The sequence below is a fragment of the Mesorhizobium loti R88b genome, from assembly GCF_013170845.1.
Taxonomy (GTDB): Bacteria; Pseudomonadota; Alphaproteobacteria; order Rhizobiales; family Rhizobiaceae; genus Mesorhizobium; species Mesorhizobium loti_B.
Genome location: NZ_CP033367.1, coordinates 4,758,583 through 4,776,168 on the forward strand (window position 1 = coordinate 4,758,583; position 17,586 = coordinate 4,776,168).

18 protein-coding genes and 1 tRNA gene are annotated in these 17,586 nt (G+C 61.5%); 12 read left to right on the top strand and 7 right to left on the bottom strand.

The features are described 5' to 3' along the window. Positions 1-15: 15 nt before the first annotated feature. Positions 16-1,833: an adenine deaminase gene (gene ade / locus EB235_RS23235; protein ID WP_027028733.1), complete on the bottom strand. Its 1,818-nt coding sequence runs from the start codon at positions 1,831-1,833 to the stop codon at positions 16-18. 102 nt (positions 1,834-1,935) lie between these two features. Continuing rightward, on the bottom strand, positions 1,936-2,118 hold the full coding sequence (locus tag EB235_RS34855) for a hypothetical protein (RefSeq protein ID WP_245268733.1): 183 nt from the start codon (positions 2,116-2,118) through the stop codon (positions 1,936-1,938). A gap of 532 nt (positions 2,119-2,650) precedes the next feature. On the opposite strand from EB235_RS34855, the gene EB235_RS23245 reads away from it, so the two are divergent. Further along, positions 2,651-2,736 (top strand) — tRNA-Leu (locus EB235_RS23245). A gap of 128 nt (positions 2,737-2,864) precedes the next feature. On the opposite strand, the gene EB235_RS23250 is transcribed toward EB235_RS23245, so the two are convergent. Next, positions 2,865-3,443, bottom strand: coding sequence for an NUDIX domain-containing protein (locus EB235_RS23250; RefSeq protein WP_027028732.1), 579 nt, complete (start codon positions 3,441-3,443; stop codon positions 2,865-2,867). Between the two features lie 154 nt (positions 3,444-3,597). Here EB235_RS23250 and EB235_RS23255 point away from each other — a divergent pair, with 154 nt between their 5' ends. The 4 genes from EB235_RS23255 (at position 3,598) to EB235_RS23270 (ending at position 5,821) form a co-directional block, all read left to right on the top strand. Beyond that, the gene (locus EB235_RS23255) at positions 3,598-4,701 is read left to right on the top strand and encodes an NADH:flavin oxidoreductase/NADH oxidase (RefSeq protein ID WP_027028731.1); all 1,104 of its coding nucleotides are present in this window, start codon (positions 3,598-3,600) and stop codon (positions 4,699-4,701) included. 128 nt (positions 4,702-4,829) lie between these two features. Then, positions 4,830-5,147 (top strand): SH3 domain-containing protein, encoded by a 318-nt coding sequence (locus EB235_RS23260; protein ID WP_027028730.1) that lies wholly within the window; start codon positions 4,830-4,832, stop codon positions 5,145-5,147. A gap of 126 nt (positions 5,148-5,273) precedes the next feature. After that, entirely contained in the window at positions 5,274-5,552 is a 279-nt protein-coding gene (locus EB235_RS23265) for a DUF982 domain-containing protein (protein WP_032925336.1), read from the top strand. A gap of 29 nt (positions 5,553-5,581) precedes the next feature. Then, positions 5,582-5,821, top strand: coding sequence for a DUF2188 domain-containing protein (locus tag EB235_RS23270; RefSeq protein WP_019857848.1), 240 nt, complete (start codon positions 5,582-5,584; stop codon positions 5,819-5,821). Between the two features lie 79 nt (positions 5,822-5,900). Here EB235_RS23270 and EB235_RS23275 read toward each other — a convergent pair whose 3' ends face one another. The 3 genes from EB235_RS23275 to wrbA form a co-directional block, all read right to left on the bottom strand. After that, entirely contained in the window at positions 5,901-6,185 is a 285-nt protein-coding gene (locus EB235_RS23275) for a hypothetical protein (protein ID WP_032925334.1), read from the bottom strand. A gap of 54 nt (positions 6,186-6,239) precedes the next feature. Beyond that, positions 6,240-7,244, bottom strand: a complete 1,005-nt coding sequence (locus EB235_RS23280) for an alpha/beta fold hydrolase (RefSeq protein WP_027028728.1) — start codon at positions 7,242-7,244, stop codon at positions 6,240-6,242. Positions 7,245-7,461: 217 nt separating this feature from the next. Next, positions 7,462-8,061 carry an NAD(P)H:quinone oxidoreductase type IV gene (wrbA, locus tag EB235_RS23285; protein WP_027028727.1) on the bottom strand — a complete coding sequence of 200 codons (600 nt, stop codon included), beginning with the start codon at positions 8,059-8,061 and terminating at the stop codon, positions 7,462-7,464. 178 nt (positions 8,062-8,239) lie between these two features. Between wrbA and EB235_RS23290 the strand changes: the two genes are divergently transcribed. From EB235_RS23290 to EB235_RS23320, 7 genes are all read left to right on the top strand, one after another. Then, a complete protein-coding gene (locus EB235_RS23290; protein WP_027028726.1) occupies positions 8,240-8,983 on the top strand; it encodes a competence/damage-inducible protein A in 744 nt (247 codons plus the stop codon). A gap of 83 nt (positions 8,984-9,066) precedes the next feature. After that, positions 9,067-9,900, top strand: a complete 834-nt coding sequence (locus tag EB235_RS23295; RefSeq protein WP_027028725.1) for a universal stress protein — start codon at positions 9,067-9,069, stop codon at positions 9,898-9,900. 116 nt (positions 9,901-10,016) lie between these two features. Beyond that, positions 10,017-10,517, top strand: a complete 501-nt coding sequence (gpt, locus tag EB235_RS23300) for a xanthine phosphoribosyltransferase (protein WP_027028724.1) — start codon at positions 10,017-10,019, stop codon at positions 10,515-10,517. Positions 10,518-10,727: 210 nt separating this feature from the next. Beyond that, the gene (locus EB235_RS23305) at positions 10,728-11,216 is read left to right on the top strand and encodes an NUDIX hydrolase (RefSeq protein WP_027028723.1); all 489 of its coding nucleotides are present in this window, start codon (positions 10,728-10,730) and stop codon (positions 11,214-11,216) included. A gap of 98 nt (positions 11,217-11,314) precedes the next feature. Beyond that, positions 11,315-11,626, top strand: coding sequence for a PilZ domain-containing protein (locus EB235_RS23310; protein WP_027028722.1), 312 nt, complete (start codon positions 11,315-11,317; stop codon positions 11,624-11,626). A gap of 658 nt (positions 11,627-12,284) precedes the next feature. Next, complete coding sequence (locus tag EB235_RS23315; protein ID WP_027028721.1) at positions 12,285-16,061, top strand: vitamin B12-dependent ribonucleotide reductase; 3,777 nt, start codon at positions 12,285-12,287, stop codon at positions 16,059-16,061. After that, positions 16,034-16,210: a hypothetical protein gene (locus EB235_RS23320; RefSeq protein ID WP_155256231.1), complete on the top strand. Its 177-nt coding sequence runs from the start codon at positions 16,034-16,036 to the stop codon at positions 16,208-16,210. The genes EB235_RS23315 and EB235_RS23320 overlap by 28 nt, the downstream gene beginning before the upstream one ends. A gap of 13 nt (positions 16,211-16,223) precedes the next feature. Here EB235_RS23320 and EB235_RS23325 read toward each other — a convergent pair whose 3' ends face one another. Beyond that, the gene (locus EB235_RS23325; protein WP_027028720.1) at positions 16,224-17,477 is read right to left on the bottom strand and encodes a DUF2235 domain-containing protein; all 1,254 of its coding nucleotides are present in this window, start codon (positions 17,475-17,477) and stop codon (positions 16,224-16,226) included. Between the last annotated feature and the right edge of the window lie 109 nt (positions 17,478-17,586).

The following is a 17,586-nucleotide window of genomic DNA, read 5'->3' on the forward strand; positions in this document are numbered from 1 at the left end:
GGATATCGACACACCCTAAACGAACAGGTCGACCTTCTGGAAGGTCGTCACGTCGATCAGGCCGACATCGGAAATCCTGAGCTCAGGAATGACCACCAGTGCCAGCAGCGAGTGCTGCATGTAGGCGTTGTTCAGGGAACAGCCCATCTTGCGCATCGCCTCGGTCAGCTTTTCGGCCTTGGCGGCGACGATCTCGGCGCGCTCGTCCGACATCAGTCCGGCGATCGGCATTTCGACCAGCGCCAATTCCTTGCCCTTGGAAAACAGCACGACGCCGCCGCCGACTTCGCCCAGCCGGTTGACCGCCAGCGCCATGTCCTGCTTGTTGGTGCCGACGCAGATGATGTGATGGGCGTCATGCGCCACGCTCGACGCCATGGCGCAGTCGCCCATGTAGCCGAAGCCTGAGACGAAGGCGTTGGTGACGCCGCCGGTGCCCCTGTGGCGCTCGACCAGCGCGATCTGGCAAACATCGTTGCGGCGGTCCATGGCGACCAGCCCGTCCTCGACGGCAAGATCCGCCTCCAGCGCCCGCGTCGGCGCCTGGTTCTCGATGACGCCGATCACCCGCACCCGCACTTCGTTGGCGCCCTTGGGGGCCGTGATGTCGAAATCGCCGGCCTTCAGCTTCTTGCCCAACTTGACGGTGTTCTTCGCCGTCTCCGGATAGTCATAGGCCGGAATGTCGATGTCGAGCTTGCCGCCCTTGGCCAGCCTGACGCCGCGCGCATAGACCTCATCGATGGTCATTGCGGCGAGATCGGAGACGATCAGCAGGTCCCCCAATCGCCCCGGCGCGATCGAACCGATCTCGCGTTCCAGCCTGAAATGCTGGGCAGTGTTGATCGTCGCCATCTGGATCGCCGTCACCGGCTTCAGCCCCTGTTGGATGGCGTGACGCACCACCCGGTCCATATGGCCTTCATGGACAAGCGTGCCGGAATGGCTGTCGTCCGTGCACAGGATGAAGTTGCGCGGATCGATGCCGCCTTCGGTCACCGCCTTTATCTGCGAGGCAACGTCATACCAGGCCGAACCCAGCCGCAGCATTGCCTTCATGCCCTGGCGCACACGGGCAATCGCATCCTCGGCGCGCGTGCCTTCATGGTCGTCCTCGGGTCCGCCGGCGACATAGCCGTGGAACGGCAGACCGAGATCGCGCGAGGCATAGTGGCCGCCGACCGTCTTGCCTGCTTTCACAGTGGCGGCGATCTCGCCGGACATGACAGGGTCATTGGCGACGACACCAGGGAAATTCATCACTTCGCCGAGCCCGATTATGTTTTCCCAGGTCATCGCCTCGGCAACATCGGCGACCGTCAGCTCGGCACCGGCATGTTCGAGCCCCGGTGCCGAAGGCACGCAGGACGGCATCTGCACATGCACGTTTATGGGCATGGCAACCGCCTCGTCATGCATCAGGCGAACGCCCGGCAGACCGAGCACGTTGGCGATCTCATGCGGATCGATGAACATCGAGGTGGTGCCATGCGGGATGACCGCGCGGCAGAATTCGGTCACCGTCACCATACCGCTCTCGACATGCATGTGCGCGTCGCAGAGGCCGGGCACCAGGTAGCGCCCGCCGGCATCGACCACCTTGGTACCCTGACCAATCGCGTGGCTGGCATTCGGCCCACAATAGGCAAAGCGGCCGCCTGATATGGCGATATCGGTGCCGGCGATGATCTCGCCTGAGTGAACGTTCACCCATCGGCCGTTGCGGATGACGAGATCGGCGGGCTTGCGGCCCATGGCGACGTCGACCAGATGTGTCGCCATCTCGGTCCAGGGCTTGGGTTTCGTCGCATGCGCCGCCGGCTTCTTTGCCATCAAGAGACTCCTGTTTACGCGACTGTGCCAAGCCTGCCTGGTTTTGGCCAGCGCCAAACAGACGGTGAGGCCTGCCCAGCCTTCACGAGGGCTATTTTGCCGTCACGAAGGCTGTTCCGCCTTGACCTCGACCGTGACTTTCGCACCGCCGGCCGAAATCCGTTCCGCGAGACGCTGGAGCTCGCCCGCGGCGAAGGTGCCGTTGAGCATCACCTCGCCGCCGAGGATGGGTTCGACCAGGCGCGGCGACGCCACCACGGCACCGTCGACGCTGAGATCGACCACCTTGCCGACATTCGCCTTGGTGAAGTCGGCGAAAGCCTTTGCTGTCCGATGTCATCTTGAGGTTAAGGACCAGCTGTCCCGACGCTGCATCGGATACGACCGCGGCCTTGGCAATGGCGAGCGTCAGTGGTTCGGCCATGGCGAAGCCGCAGGTAAGCAGCATGATGGCCACTCCAGCGATGAGACGAGCCAGGCTGTTCATCAGGATTTCCCCTGCAGAGACGACCATCTTGCACGGTCACGCCGGCAATGCCAGCCATCCTCGGCTTGCCCACTCCGGTTCGGCGTGCGACAGCCGTGGCGGGAAATTCAGGGACGGCCGACGCCCGCAGGGGGCGGGGGAATGGGTTGGGCCTGATGGCGCCGGCCTTGGCGGATCAAATCCGCCGCGCCGATATTTACCCGTGCCAGCGCTGCGGATAATTCCGTGATCGCACCAGTATCCCAAAGCCTCCTCCTCTGGGCTGCGCGTTCAGACAGCTTAAGAACACGACTTGACGACCTGTGTCTGGCATCTGAAAAGGGCTGGCCTGCGGACGTGGCGGAATTGGTAGACGCAAGGGACTTAAAATCCCTCGATCTCTGATCGTACGGGTTCGATTCCCGTCGTCCGCACCACCCTTCGCTCTTTGAGCTTCGGGTGGCAGGCCACCTGGAGCTCGTTAGACGAAGGAGTGGCCTCCAAAGCCTTGGCGAAGGAGGACCGGCGAAGTCTCCACCCGGCCAACCATCTCCAATGGCTCGGCTCAAACCCCCATCGGGTACAATTTCAAATGCTGGATCAGGATAATCGTCTTGGCGTCGATGATGCGGCCGTCGGCAATGCCGGCCAGCGCTTCGTCGAGCGGCATTTCCAGGACCTCGATGTCCTCGCCCTCCTCCGGCGCACCGCCACCGGCTGAGATGCGGTCGGCCGGCGAGTAGCGGGCAACAAAGAACCAGAGCCGCTCGGTGACGCTGCCCGGGCTCATATAGGGCGAAAACAGCCGCTCGATCTTGTCCAAGTGGTAGCCGAGTTCTTCCTCGGCTTCCTTGCGGATGGCGGTCTCGGGATCGTTTTCGTCGAGCAGCCCGGCACAGGCCTCGATCAGCGGCTCGCGGTGGCCGGTGACATAGGCGGGATAGCGGAACTGGCGCACCAGGAGCACGGTCGAACGCTGGGGGTCATAGGGCAGGATCACCGCGCCGTCGCCGCGATCATAGGTCTGACGGATCTGCGTCTCCCACTGGCCGTCGCGCCGGCGATAGTCGAGGACGGTCTTCTTCAGGACAGCCCAGTCGTCGGACAGAACCTCTTCCGAGCGGATGCGAATGCGATCTTCCATCATGGTCTCCATGCTATTGGTCGAGGCGTAGCCGCCAAGCGGCATTTGCGCAATGCAGGCGAATGGTTCAAAAACGCGTCTCACCGTCTCGTGTCTGGCGCGCTCTCGATCCATTGCCTAGACAGCGGTCTACCCCTTCCGGAGCGCCCTTTTCATGACAGCATCGCTTTTCCAGCCGATCACGCTTGACGGCCTGACCTTCCCCAACCGCATCGCCGTGGCGCCGATGTGCCAGTATTCCGCCGAGGACGGCTCGGCCAGCGACTGGCACCTTTACCACTGGATGAACCTGGCCATGTCCGGCGCCGGCATGGTCACGGTGGAGATGACCGATGTCGAACGGCGCGGGCGCATCACGCATGGCTGCCTGGGGCTTTACTCCGACGACAATGAAGCCGCGGCGCGCCGCACCCTGGATGCCGCACGGCGCGTCGCCGCGCCGGGCACGAAGTTCGGCACACAGCTGGCACATGCCGGTCGCAAGGCCTCGAACCGCAAGCCCTGGGAAGGCGGCGGGCCGCTGCAGCCAAACGAGGATCCCTGGCAGACCGTCTCGGCCTCGGCCATCGCCTACGACACCGGCTGGAACGTGCCGCACCCGCTGGAGGACGAAGAGATCCTGCAGCTCATCGAGCGCTTCGCCGAAGCCGCAAGGCGGGCCGAACGCGCCGGCTTCGACTTCATCGAACTGCACGCAGCACACGGCTATCTGATCTTCCAGTTCCTCTCGCCGCTGTCCAACCAGCGCACCGACCGCTGGGGCGGCTCCTTGGAAAACCGGATGCGTCTTGTCGTCGAAATCGCCAGGGCGGTAAAGAAGGCTGCACCAAAGCTCATGCTTGGCGCGCGGCTGTCCGTAAAAGACTGGGTCGATGGCGGCTTCGACGTCGAGGACGCGATCGAGGTGGCGAAAGCATTGAAGGCCGAGGGTGTCGCCTATCTCTGCTGCTCGAGCGGTGGCAATTCGCCCTTGCAGAAATTGCCCACCGGTCCCGGGTACCAGGTGCATCTGGCGGAGGCCGTACGCAAGGGCGCCGGCATCCCGACCCGCGCGGTCGGCCTGATCGACGATCCCAAGCAGGCCGAAGCTGTTATCGCCGAGGGCCGCGCCGACATGGTGGCGCTGGCGCGCGCCTTCCTCGCCGACCCGCGCTGGGGATGGCGTGCGGCCGCCACATTCAGTGAAAAGATCCATCCGGCACCGCAACTCGCCCGCTCGGTCACGACCATGGAACACTGGATGAAGGCCGCCAGCTGATCGGCCCGACCTCCTCCTGATCCGACGTGATCCGGCCCAGCCCGTTGCAACAGCCGGCTTCAATTCTGTCCTCAACCTGTTACCTTGGGTAAGGCTGCGGCGGGCGCGGCCGGGCTTGGGAGGAAATCATGTCGTTCAGGGCATTGGTACCGGTTGCCGCGTTGGCGGCTATCGCCGGACTTTGGATCGGCGCATCGACGCCGGCGGGAGCGCAATACTGCGAAGGCACGGTGCACGGTCTGTCCGGGCGCTACAATCTGGCAACCGGCAGCGGCTTTCTCGCCGTGCGGACACGGCCGAATTCGTCATCGCGGATGATCGGCCAGTTGTTCAACGGTGATCACACCGAGATCTTCGACCGGCGCGGCAACTGGTACCAGGTCGAAATCGGCGGCACCACCGGCTGGGCAAACGCACAGTGGCTGCGCAATGACTGCGGTTACTGAGGGGCTGTTTCGAACGTCGCCGCAGTGAGATGGCCGCCGGAGCAGAGTTCCAGACATCCTCTGAGACGTTTGGGCGCAGGCTGACGGCCACTTTTGCAACCAAATTGGCTGTTTTGCGTTGCGGCCATGATGGACAATAAACCTTTTGAAACGCCGGTCGTGGTCGAACTCGGCCATGTCGGCAAATATCGCCATATCCGCAGCACCCAGGAAGCGGCAGAGTGTCTGATGACGGTGTGGCCGCTCAATCGCGGCCCGCGTCATCGTGATGCCCTCGACACTTGCCTCAAAGTGCTGGAAGGTTATCGTTCGACGGCGGATGCGCGCCGGGCACTGATCGAAGCCGCCAGGGAATCGGAAGTGCTGGTGCCCGACGACAGGCTGTCAGACGACCGGCTGCATTAGCAGGCGGACCTTTTCAACCGGAGGATTTCATGGCGAAGCTGACTTACAAGATCGTCGAACATGACGGCGGCTGGGCCTACAAGGTCGGCTCGACCTTCTCGGAGACATTTCCCACCCACCAGGACGCGTTGCGCGCTGCCGAAATTGCTTCGGCCGAGCAGCAGGTGGCAGGCGCCACGGACGGCATCCAGTACGAGGATGCCGACGGCAAGTGGCACGAGGAACTGGCCGATGGCCGCGATCGGCCGCAGACCGAGGTTTCCGACTGATTTCATCGCCAAAGGCCGCAGGCCACGGACGTCCGGAGAGAGGGACGTCTCGTGGCCAGCTGCGAGCCCTCGCGGCCGATTATTTACCGCAGTACTGGTCGTTCACGTTTCCCTGAGCATTCGCGTCAGGACCGGCCGTGTTCGACGCACAAGGGCCGACCGCGCCAGAACTGCCAAGGGTGTCCAGGCCAGACCGGTCGCCATTGATGCTTCCCGTCGTGTTCTGGTCGACGCCTGATGACTCTTCGTTGCCGAACGGCCACCAGTTGTGATGATTGGAATATGCGCCGTCGGACGATTGGGCCATCGCCGATGTGGCAAGACCGATCGTGAGGACGGATGCTGCGAGAATTTTCCTGTACATTGAATTACTCCGTGTCTTGGTCGCCTTGGGTGCGACACGGGGTAAACCCCTCAGTCAGCCGGATGGTTCATTGAAATTGTCGTGAGGCTTTAGTGATGGAAACGCGCGCGCGGCCATCCGCTCGATGAAACCGATCACCCGCTTGGGCTCTACAAACTGCGGCATGTGACCGACGCCGTCGAGCGCTTCGAAATCGAGCCCTTTGATCTTGCCTTGCATTGGTTCGCCGTGGGTGCGGATGTCAATGACGCGGTCGGCCGCTCCAAAGAGGATGCCGGCGGGCATGGTGATCTCACCATAGCGCTGCTCGATGCGGCGGAGATCCTCTTCGACCGCAACGATATCGGTCGACGTTGCGTGGAAATGAGCAGGCCGCAGTCCAAGCCATCCTCCGCCCTCGACCATATAGTCGGAAGGAAAAGCCTGCGGCGCGAATATGAATTCCATCGTCGGCCGCGCATATCGAAGGCTTGTCGGTATCGCCACCGTATAAGCCATGATCCAGCGCCAAAGACGTGACCGGATATAGAGCAAACCGGTCTTTTCACGCATACCGGTTTCCAGATGCGTCAACGGCGCCAGCAAGGCCATGCCCGAAATCGCCTCGGGATGTTCCACGGCGAGCGTCAGCGTGATGGCGCCACCCAGCGAGTGGCCGACCACCAGCGGCCTTTCGAGGCCCAGCGTTTCGATGAAACGGCGCACCAAAGCTGCCTGTTCGGGCAACCGGCCCGTCGCACCGTTGGCGCGCACCGAATAGCCCGATCCCGGACGATCGAGCGCGATCAGCCGGTAGCCTTGGCCGAAATGCGCAAACAGTGTGTGCCGGAAGTGATGGAGTTGAGCACCAAGCCCGTGCACGAAGACGATCGGCCTGCCCTCGCCCACATCGACATAGTGGATGCGGTTGCCGTCGATCTCGACGAATTTTCCGACCGGCGGCACCAGTCTTTGCGCCTTCGCCGCGATCCACATTGTTGCGAGCACGAGACAGGCAATCCCCAGGACCGCCAGTAGAAACAAAGCGGCCAGCAGCCACGACAGAATTGACAGGAGCATTGTTCACCCGGATCAGGACCGGGCCAGCTTAGAGCAATTCCAGGAAAAGCGTGAAACGGTTTTGCCGGAAAAGCGCGTAGCGCTTTCCCTAGGGAATTGCGTTAAAACAAAGAGTTACGGTCGCGCCGCAGCCGCCGAAACGGGCGGCCAAAGGACCGCCCGTTGACCTTCTGTTTTCAGCGTGGATGACGCCAAACAACGTGCCGATGGCGAAAAATCAGCCGTGCAGTTTGGTGGCGATCTCGGCGACACGCTTGCCCTGGAATTTCGCGCCTTCGAGTTCCTGGGCCGAAGGCTGGCGCGAACCGTCGGCGTCGCTGGTCGTGGTCATGCCGTAGGGGGCGCCGCCGCGCACGACATCGTTGCCCATCTGCGCCTGGTAGGCATAGGACAGCGGCACGATGATCATGCCGTGATGCTGCAGCAGTGCCTGCGTGGTGATCAGGGCGAGTTCGGCGCCACCGTGCTGGGTCGCGGTCGAGGACATGACCGAGCCGATCTTGTTGACCAGCGCGCCCTTGGCCCAGAGCGGGCCAGTCTGGTCGAAGAAATTCTTCAGCTGCGAACACATCATGCCGAAGCGCGTCGAGGCGCCGACAATGATCGCGTCATAGTTGCCAAGCTCGAGCGGATCGGCGATCGCCGCTTCCTGGTCGAGCTTGTAGTAGGCAGCCTTGGCGACCGCCTCGGGCACCAGTTCGGCAACACGCTTGATGGTCACCTCGGCGCCAGCCTCGCGGGCGCCCTCGGCGGCTGCCTTGGCCATCTGCTCCATGTGACCCCAGCTCGAATAGTAGAGAACAAGTACCTTCGCCATTTCCATCTCCTTGATTGCGCAACGGAGGCTGACACTGCCTCGTCGCCCAAGGTGTTACTGGCCCGGGTGTTCGCTGGATATCTCGTATATGGGCACAGATTGTTCACCGCCCGGGTGGCATTGCCGCTTGCCCCGCGCCGCGCTATTTCAGGCGACCCCGTCCTGCCGGAGCCTTTCCATGCCTGAAATCGTTACCGCCGCCATGCTCGTCATCGGCGATGAGATACTGTCCGGCCGCACCAAGGACAAGAATATTGGTCACCTCGCCGACATCATGACGGCTGTAGGCATCGACCTGAAGGAAGTGCGTATCGTACCCGACGAGGAAGACGAGATCATAGCTGCCGTGAACGCGGTGCGCGCACGCTACACCTATGTCTTCACCACCGGCGGCATCGGTCCGACGCATGATGACATCACCGCAGATTCGATCTCCAAGGCGTTCGGCGTTCCCTGCGAATACGATGCCAAGGCCTATGCCATGCTGGGCGAGAGCTACGCCGCGCGCGGCATAGAATACACCGAGGCGCGCAAGCGCATGTCGCGGATGCCGCGCGGTGCCGACCACATCGACAACCCGGTATCGGTTGCGCCCGGATTCCGCATCGGCAACGTCCACGTCATGGCCGGCGTCCCCTCGATCTTCCAGGCCATGCTCGACAATGTCGTGCCAACGCTGAAGACCGGCACGAAAATGCTGTCGGCGACGGTGCACTGTCCGTTCGGTGAGGGCCTTATCGGCGGGCCATTGGGCGACATCCAGAAGGCGCATCCGGACACGATCATCGGCTCCTACCCGAAATATGGCGACGGCAAGTTCTGGACCGAACTGGTCGTTCGCGCCCGCAGCAAGGAGACGTTGGAATCCGCGCGCGCCGATGTCGAGGCAATGGTTGCTGGTTTCGCCGCCACTGCGAGTTGATCGATTTAAAGCCGGAACCAAGCACGCCGCGCTAACGTTTCCTTGCACGCGGGATCGAAGGCTCGCAAGATTGAGGGATCATCATGCGCTTCAAGACCATCGTTGCCATTCTGCAGAACGAGCAGGACGCCGAGCGCGTGCTCGACTGCGCCATTCCGCTCGCCAGCCGCTTCGAGAGCCATCTGGTTGGCATCCATGCCGAGGCGCTTCCGGTGCCCTACACATCGGCGACCGGCTTTCCCGATACCGAGTTCCTGCAGGTCTCGGCCGACATGAACCGGGAGCGGGCCGACAAGCTGCAGGCTGTCTTCCTCAGGCGTATCGAGGATTCCGGACTCTCCTTCGAGTGGCGCAGCCTGGAGAGTTTCTCCGGCGACAGCGCGCTGACCGGCATTTCAAGCGTGCGCGCCGCCGATCTGATTGTCGCCGCCCAGCGCGATACTGGCGGGGATCCGAGCGCCGATGTCGACACGCTTGTCTATGATGCCGGCCGGCCGGTACTGGTGGTGCCGAGCGCGGGTCCGCTGGTCACCACCTTCAAACATGTGCTGCTCGCCTGGAACGGCAGCAAGGAAGCCGCGCGCGCCGCCTTCGACGCCCTGCCCTTCATCATCGAGGCCGAGAAAACCGACATACTGGTCATCGATCCGCCCGATACGCTCGACGAAAGCCCGGAGGCATCAGGAGCTCAAATTGCGTCGGCCCTGTCACGCCACGGCGCCACCGTCAGCGTCTCGGTGCAGAAATCGGGCGGCACCTCGGTTGACGACATGATCCAGAACAGGGTCGCCGAGACCGGCGCTGATCTCCTGGTGCTTGGCGCCTACAGCCACTCATGGCTGCGCCAGCTGCTGTTTGGCGGGGTGACGCGCACGGTGCTGCGCACAACCCAGGTGGCGGCCTTCCTGTCGCGATAAGTCCACAGCCATCGCAGCCGGCCACCCTTGCCAAGCCCAAGGTTTTCCAGTTAATTCCGCGCGCATTCCCCTGTTTTCTTGCACGCGGCCTTCGCGTGCTGCGGAGTGCGCAAGAAATGTCTCTTCCCGAAAAAGCCTTCCCGGTCTCCTGGGACCAGTTTCATCGCGATGCGCGCGCGCTCGCCTGGCGGCTAGCGAGCGCCAACAAGGGGCAATGGAAAGCGATCGTCTGCATCACGCGTGGCGGGCTGGTTCCCGCTGCCATTATCTCACGCGAGCTTGGCATCCGTGTCATCGAGACGGTGTGTGTCGCCTCCTATCATGACTACACCAGCCAGGGGCAGATGCAGGTGCTGAAGGAGATTACGCCGGCATTGCTGGTCGACGAAGGCGTCGGCGTGCTGATCATCGATGACCTGACCGACACCGGCAAGACGGCGGCGATCGTGCGCGCGATGATGCCCAAGGCGCATTTCGCCACCGTCTACGCCAAGCCCAAAGGCCGGCCGCTGGTCGATACTTTCGTCACCGAAGTGAGCCAGGACACCTGGATCTATTTCCCCTGGGACATGGGCTTCACCTATCAGAAGCCGATCGCCGACGACCACGCCGGCTGATTCGAAGCAGGCCGCTTTTCCAGACAAGTCGCCATAGACGGCAATATTTTGCTTCCGCGAACCGGTCCGGGGGCAAGATATCCTGTAAAATAGACCTTTGGTGACGGGATTCGGCCAGCCTGATCAAAGTTTTTACTTTTATTGGTCACGATTAGCCGTAAGATTCATGAGGCGGCAAACGATTCTGGAGGCTGGGGCTAGCTTTCTCCGATGTTGACGAGGCCAACGACGCATAACCATCTGGCTGAAAGGGTCCGGCGACTCTTCGGCACCGCGCCGTGCCGTCTGCAGGTTGCCGCCTTGCCCTGGCGCGATGCCGGGAACAACGTCGAGATCATGCTGATCACCAGCCGTGATACTGGCCGCTGGGTGTTGCCAAAGGGCTGGCCGGAAGCCAGGGAGCCACTGTGCGAGGCAGCTGCGCGCGAGGCCGGCGAGGAAGCCGGATTGCGTGGAAGCATCTCCCATCTGGAGGCCGGCCGCTACTTCTATGCCAAGGTGCTGGCATCGGGCGAAGAAGTGCCTTGCGAGGTGCTGGTGTTTCCGCTGCATGTCGACAAGATCGCCGACCGCTGGAAGGAAAAGCGCTCCCGTACCCGCAAATGGGTCAGTTCCAGCGAAGCGGTGCGCATGGTCAATGAACCGGACCTTTGCCAGATCATCGCCTATTTCTGCGCCGACCCGCACAGATTCGCCTGAGAGCGTGTATCGCCGCAGATTCACAACCATGTGATGTGCCGCGTGAATGGTTTGCTAAGTTTTCTTCGCTAGGAATTGGCCAATCCGGCAGTTTCATGATGGCGAATCCTGTAAACCCACTTCAGCAAGATCCCGACGGCCCCAAGCGCGAACATCGTCCGCGCGTGCTCAAGGGTGGAACTGTTATTACCGGAATTCAAAACTCGGAAGTCGCCGTTATGCTGCGCAACCAGCATGCGGGCGGCGCCGAATTGAAAGTACCGCCCGAATCGCGGGTTCCCGATCATTTCCTTCTTTATGTGCCGCTCGACGGCGTCGCCTATCGCTGCGAGGTCCGCTGGCGCCGCAGCGACCGGGTCGGTGTACGGTTCACCGGCACCGAGCCGAAGCCCAAGTTGCATTACGGCTGATATCAGGCGTATCGGCCTGAGAGGCTTTTGCAGCCGACCGGATTGCCTCTTGACCATCGGCAGCGCGCAACCCCACTGCCGCAAACGGCAATCGTAGCAGCGCGATCTATCCCCGTTATCCACATATGTGACACACAAGATGTTGGGGTCACAAAAGCTACGCAAACGAATCCTTGACGGCGCAAACCGAGTCGCCTTTTATACGCCATGCGCTCCTGTTGAGAGTGCGACCGGAAAGTTCTGAGCCCGGTCTTTTTCCCGGATTATGTGCGTTTTTGCTCGCATTTCCGCCTGTTTACGAGGCCGGCGGAAGCGTTGGGATTGTGGGTGGTGGGGCGACGAAAGGGAGAATTGTCGGACTGGAATAAATAGTCTGTTAACACTATATTTAGTGTTTGCAGGTAGGTTCGACGCTAGATAGTGTGAATTTCCCTCCAGCGAGGGAATCGAAAAAATCAGATTTGAGGGACCCGCGGGTTTCGTCGGCGTGTTGGGCAGAGGCTTCGCAGGAAGCATCATCAGCAAGGGCCGGGAAAGACCGCGAAATGGAGAGCCGGCCGTTTTCGAACGCCGGCAAGCGGCGGACACGCGCGTTTCGCTTTAGGGGGCAGAAATCCCCTGACGAAAGCGCTATATATAGACGAAAGGGACCGGACCAATGCGCATCGAGCGTCGTTTCACCAAGCCAGGGCAATCTGCTTATGCGGAGATTGAATTCCGCAAGGCACTTTCCGAGATCAAGAATCCGGATGGCTCGGTGGTGTTCCGCTTGGACAATATCGATGTGCCGGCGCAGTTCTCCCAGGTAGCCGCCGACATCCTGGCGCAGAAGTATTTCCGCAAGGCCGGCGTTCCCGCCCGACTGAAGAAGGTCGAGGAAAACGACGTACCCTCCTTTCTGTGGCGCTCCGTTGCCGATGAGGCGGAACTTGCCAAGCTGCCGGAAGCCGAGCGCTATGGTTCCGAAATCGACGCCCGCCAGGTCTTCGACCGGCTGGCCGGCACCTGGACTTATTGGGGTTACAAGGGCGGCTATTTCAAGTCGGAGGAAGACGCGCGCGCCTTCCGCGACGAGCTCGCCTATATGCTGGCCACCCAGCGCGTCGCGCCAAACTCGCCGCAATGGTTCAACACTGGGTTGCACTGGGCCTATGGCATCGATGGTCCGAGCCAGGGTCACTTCTATGTCGACCCCTTCACCGGCAAGCTGACCAAGTCGAAGTCGTCCTATGAGCATCCGCAGCCGCATGCCTGCTTCATCCAGGGCGTGCAGGACGACCTCGTCAACGAGGGCGGCATCATGGATCTGTGGGTCCGTGAGGCGCGCCTGTTCAAATACGGCTCGGGCACCGGCTCCAACTTCTCGCTGCTGCGCGGCGAAGGCGAAAAGCTGTCGGGTGGCGGCCGCTCGTCCGGTCTGATGAGCTTCCTGAAGATCGGCGACCGTGCCGCGGGCGCCATCAAGTCGGGCGGCACGACGCGCCGCGCCGCGAAAATGGTCATCGTCGACGCCGACCACCCCGATATCGAGGAATTCATCGACTGGAAGGTCAATGAAGAGCAGAAGGTCGCCTCGCTGGTGACCGGCTCGAAGATCGTCAAGAAGCATCTCGAAGCCATCATGAAGGCCTGCGTCAATTGCGAAGGCAATGGCGACGACTGTTTCGACCCGTCGATCAACACCGCGCTGAAGCGCGAGATCAAGGCGGCCAAGAAGGACGCGGTGCCGGAGAACTACATTTACCGCGTCATCCAGTTCGCCAAGCAGGGCTACACCTCGATGTCGTTCAAGACCTACGACACCGACTGGGATTCGGATGCCTATCTGACCGTTTCGGGCCAGAACTCCAACAATTCGGTGTCGCTGAAGGACAATTTTCTGCGCGCCGTCGAGGACGATGCCGACTGGCACCTGACCGCCCGCAAGGACGGCAAGGTGTTGAAGACCCTGAAAGCCAGGGATCTCTGGGAAAAGATCGGCTACGCCGCCTGGGCGTCGGCTGACCCTGGCCTGCATTTCAACACGACGATGAACGACTGGCACACCTGCGCCTCCGCCGGTGCGATCCGGGCCTCGAACCCGTGCTCGGAATACATGTTCCTCGACGACACGGCCTGCAACCTCGCCTCGATCAATCTGCTGCCCTACCGCAACACCGATGGCACGATCGACATCGCTGCCTACGAGCATACGGTGCGGCTGTGGACGATCGTGCTCGAAATCTCGGTCATGATGGCGCAGTTCCCGTCGAAGGAGATTGCCAAGCAGTCCTACGAATACCGCACGCTCGGCCTTGGCTACGCCAACATTGGCGGCCTGCTGATGACCTCGGGCATTCCTTATGACTCCGACGAAGGCCGCGCCATCTGCGCCGCCCTCACCTCGATCATGACCGGCATGGCCTATGCCACTTCGGCCGAAATGGCCGGCGAACTCGGCGCCTTTGCCGACTATGACCGCAACGCGCAGAACATGCTGCGCGTCATGCGCAACCATCGCCGTGCCGCCTATGGCGAGAAGCAGGGCTATGAGAAGCTCGCCGTCAACCCGGTGCCGCTGGTCGCCTCCGACCTCAAGCAGCAGGCGCTTGTCGAGCATGCGAAAGCCGCCTGGGACCGCGCCATCGAGCTCGGCGAGGAGCATGGCTACCGCAATGCGCAGGCGACCGTCATCGCGCCGACCGGCACGATCGGCCTGGTGATGGATTGCGACACCACCGGCATCGAGCCCGACTTCGCCCTGGTGAAGTTCAAGAAGCTGGCCGGTGGCGGCTACTTCAAGATCATCAACCGCGCCGTGCCGGAAGCGCTGCGCACGCTTGGCTACTCCGAAGCCCAGATCGGCGAGATGGAGGCCTATGCGGTCGGCCACGGCAATCTGAACCAGGCTCCGGCGATCAACCCAGGCTCGCTGAAGGCCAAGGGTTTCAGCGACGACAAGATCGCGGCGCTCAATGCGGCGCTGAAGTCGGCCTTCGACATCAAGTTCGTCTTCAACCAGTGGACGCTCGGCGCCGACTGGGTGAAGGAGACGTTTGGCTTCACCGACGAGCAGCTCAACGACTTCTCGTTCGAGATCCTGCCGGCGCTGGGCTTCTCCCGGAAAGACATCGAAGCCGCCAACATCCATGTCTGCGGTGCCATGACGCTGGAAGGCGCGCCTTTCCTCAAGGCCGAGCATCTTGCGGTGTTCGACTGCGCCAGCCCATGCGGCAAGATCGGCAAGCGCTCGCTTTCGATCAACAGCCACATCCAGATGATGGCGGCGGCACAGCCCTTCATCTCGGGTGCCATCTCCAAGACCATCAACATGCCCAACGATGCGACAGTGGAAGACGCCAAGGGCGCCTACATGCTGTCGTGGAAGCTGGCGCTGAAGGCCAACGCGCTCTATCGCGACGGCTCGAAGCTGTCGCAGCCGCTCAACTCCTCGCTGCTCGCCGATGGCGAGGACGATGAGGACGAAGCCCTCGAGCAGCTGATCCAGGCGCCGGCGGCAGCACGCGCGGCGCAGATCACCGAGCGCATCGTCGAGCGCATCATCGAACGCGTGTCGCGCGAGCAGGAAAAGTTGCCCGGCCGCCGCAAGGGCTACACCCAGAAGGCCAAGATCGGTGGCAACACCATCTTCCTGCGCACCGGCGAATATGATGATGGCCGCCTCGGCGAGATCTTCATCGACATGAACAAGGAAGGTGCCACGCTGCGTGGCCTTCTCAACAACTTCGCCATCGCCATCTCGCTTGGCCTGCAGTACGGCGTGCCGCTCGACGAATATGTGCACGCCTTCACCTTCACCAAGTTCGAGCCGGCCGGCATGGTGCAGGGCAACGACGCGATCAAGAGCGCGACGTCGATCCTCGACTACGTGTTCCGTGAGCTTGCTATCTCCTATCTCGGCCGCAACGACCTCGCCCATGTCGACCAGTCGGACTTTTCCAACACCGCACTTGGCCGCAACATCAGCGAAGGCAAGACCGACGCCGTCTCCAAGGGCCTGACCCGTGGCGCCTCGCCGGTTAAGCTGGTGTCGCGCGCGATCAGCAACGAGCCGAAAGGCTTTGCCGGTGCGGGAGCCCCTGCCCGCTCGGTGCCGACAGCCTTCTCCGGCTCCAACGTGCTGGCGCTGAAGCCGGCCAGTGACGAAGCGGTCGCCTACAAGCGCGACTATGAAGAGCGGGCCAAGGAATTGGCGGAAGACATCGCCTTCGAGGAAGCGGCGGGCTCTGCTTCCGACACCACGGCGGGATTGTTCACCGACGCGGCAGCGAATGAAGCGGCCGAGGCGAAGAAACTCGCCAATGACCGCCGCGCCAAGTCACTGCTGCAAGGCTACACCGGCAATTCCTGCTCCGAGTGCCAGAACTTTACCATGGTGCGGAACGGGACTTGCGAGAAGTGCGATACGTGCGGCTCGACGAGCGGGTGCAGCTGAGCGGATTTGAAGCGCTGAACGAACGAAACATCATCGGCCCGGTCGCAAGATCGGGCCGAAATGGCAACATAGAGCAAAACGAGAACCAGAAGCTTTATGAGATACGCCTGAACCGTTTGACGCCGGCGGACACGGTCTCCTTCGTGTAGAGTGTCAGCTTTGCTACGCCAGACTCTCCGACATAGGAACGATGCGAGGGTTCACCGGAAAATTCTCGGGCCTGTAACTTGCGATCGCGTCCATCTTATTGACCACAGATTGGTGAACAAACGCTCCGTTTGGTATGAAGCGCGGCTCGGCGTCAGGGATGTAGTGGCCTAGGAAGGACTTGCGAGCGGTCCAGTCCTTGTATTTGTCTGCCTTCGGCAACCATTCCAGCAGGCGCCAACCGGCCGACATCGAGTTATGCGGATCGCACATAATATCGGGTCGGACGTAGCTGAACGGACTGCCTTTTCTCTGGACGCCCCAAGCCAACTGGTTGACGGTCTTGGTGTCGACGGCCAAGCCGTGCTTCACCGCTTCGTCGATCATCCAGATCAATGGAAATTTCGAAAGACCGCTCTCTTGCTCCGGATAGCCTCCCCCGATATCGGCGTGAACGCCTGAAAACCAGACTTGCTTTGCGTCCTGCGGTTCCGAATTGTTCGTCGCGCTGAACCTATTGTGCATAAACGTTTGGGGTTCATCCCAGGTATCCAGCCTGAACATTCTCCTTCGTTCATCGATCGCAATCGCCTGGCGAAAAACGCGAACGCTGGGATTGTCTCTGGTGTTGGCAAGCGTCTGCAGGCTGAACGTGTAGAACCTATCCGGGCGCGGGACGATTACGCTCGCGACCGTGTCCCATACTCCAACGAATTTGATCGTCGGCCATCTCGAAGAGACAATCCGGGCGAACTGCGAGGCGCGATCGTCCTTCGTCGATGGAGCAGGCTGGCCACCTGCTTCTCCGGGTTCAGATGCCCCTGTCATTGCAGGCGAAGCCGTATCGATCGTCGTCTGTTTGTACGCGGTCAATGCAGCACCGGCGAGATTCCACTGATGCGGCGAAAGCAGTCCAATTCTATGAACAAGGCCCGCCAGAACGCGGACCGTGTAGGCGCCGCGACTGAAGCCGAAGAGATAGATTTCGTCACCGTCTTCGTACTGAGTCACCAGAAACTCATAGGCGGCAAGCACGTTGTCATCGAGGCCGTAACCTGTCGCCAAACCAAGCACCGCGATGGCATCTTGCCTGAACTTGGTCCATGGGTTCGGTCTCGCGAGTGTTCCAACGCCCGGATCATAGAAAACCACTTGGGCCGGCTGGGTTTTTCCCGTTTTTCGAAGTACGCGGTAAAGCTTCAGGACGTTCGAGATGTTCTCACTGATCTCGTTTCCAGTTCCATCGGAACAGACAACTATGTTTTTCATTTCGTCCCCTCCCCAGCTGCGCGTGCGGGTAAGTCTACCACCAATCCTCGGCCACGGATGCACGCGCATTAGACTTCAACAGGAGATCCTTTTTCTGATTTCGCCCCCT

Excerpts from the sequence above, each read along its gene's own strand:
- EB235_RS23265 (WP_032925336.1), top strand. The coding sequence starts at position 5,274 with ATGATGGACAATAAACCTTTTGAAACGCCGGTCGTGGTCGAACTCGGC.
- EB235_RS23280 (WP_027028728.1), bottom strand. The coding sequence starts at position 7,244 with ATGCTCCTGTCAATTCTGTCGTGGCTGCTGGCCGCTTTGTTTCTACTG.
- gpt (WP_027028724.1), top strand. The coding sequence starts at position 10,017 with ATGTCTCTTCCCGAAAAAGCCTTCCCGGTCTCCTGGGACCAGTTTCAT.
- EB235_RS23270 (WP_019857848.1), top strand. The coding sequence starts at position 5,582 with ATGGCGAAGCTGACTTACAAGATCGTCGAACATGACGGCGGCTGGGCC.
- EB235_RS23250 (WP_027028732.1), bottom strand. The coding sequence starts at position 3,443 with ATGGAAGATCGCATTCGCATCCGCTCGGAAGAGGTTCTGTCCGACGAC.
- ade (WP_027028733.1), bottom strand. The coding sequence starts at position 1,833 with ATGGCAAAGAAGCCGGCGGCGCATGCGACGAAACCCAAGCCCTGGACC.
- EB235_RS23325 (WP_027028720.1), bottom strand. The coding sequence starts at position 17,477 with ATGAAAAACATAGTTGTCTGTTCCGATGGAACTGGAAACGAGATCAGT.
- wrbA (WP_027028727.1), bottom strand. The coding sequence starts at position 8,061 with ATGGCGAAGGTACTTGTTCTCTACTATTCGAGCTGGGGTCACATGGAG.
- EB235_RS23305 (WP_027028723.1), top strand. The coding sequence starts at position 10,728 with ATGTTGACGAGGCCAACGACGCATAACCATCTGGCTGAAAGGGTCCGG.
- EB235_RS23275 (WP_032925334.1), bottom strand. The coding sequence starts at position 6,185 with ATGTACAGGAAAATTCTCGCAGCATCCGTCCTCACGATCGGTCTTGCC.
- EB235_RS23295 (WP_027028725.1), top strand. The coding sequence starts at position 9,067 with ATGCGCTTCAAGACCATCGTTGCCATTCTGCAGAACGAGCAGGACGCC.
- EB235_RS23315 (WP_027028721.1), top strand. The coding sequence starts at position 12,285 with ATGCGCATCGAGCGTCGTTTCACCAAGCCAGGGCAATCTGCTTATGCG.
- EB235_RS23310 (WP_027028722.1), top strand. The coding sequence starts at position 11,315 with ATGGCGAATCCTGTAAACCCACTTCAGCAAGATCCCGACGGCCCCAAG.
- EB235_RS23260 (WP_027028730.1), top strand. The coding sequence starts at position 4,830 with ATGTCGTTCAGGGCATTGGTACCGGTTGCCGCGTTGGCGGCTATCGCC.
- EB235_RS23255 (WP_027028731.1), top strand. The coding sequence starts at position 3,598 with ATGACAGCATCGCTTTTCCAGCCGATCACGCTTGACGGCCTGACCTTC.
- EB235_RS23290 (WP_027028726.1), top strand. The coding sequence starts at position 8,240 with ATGCCTGAAATCGTTACCGCCGCCATGCTCGTCATCGGCGATGAGATA.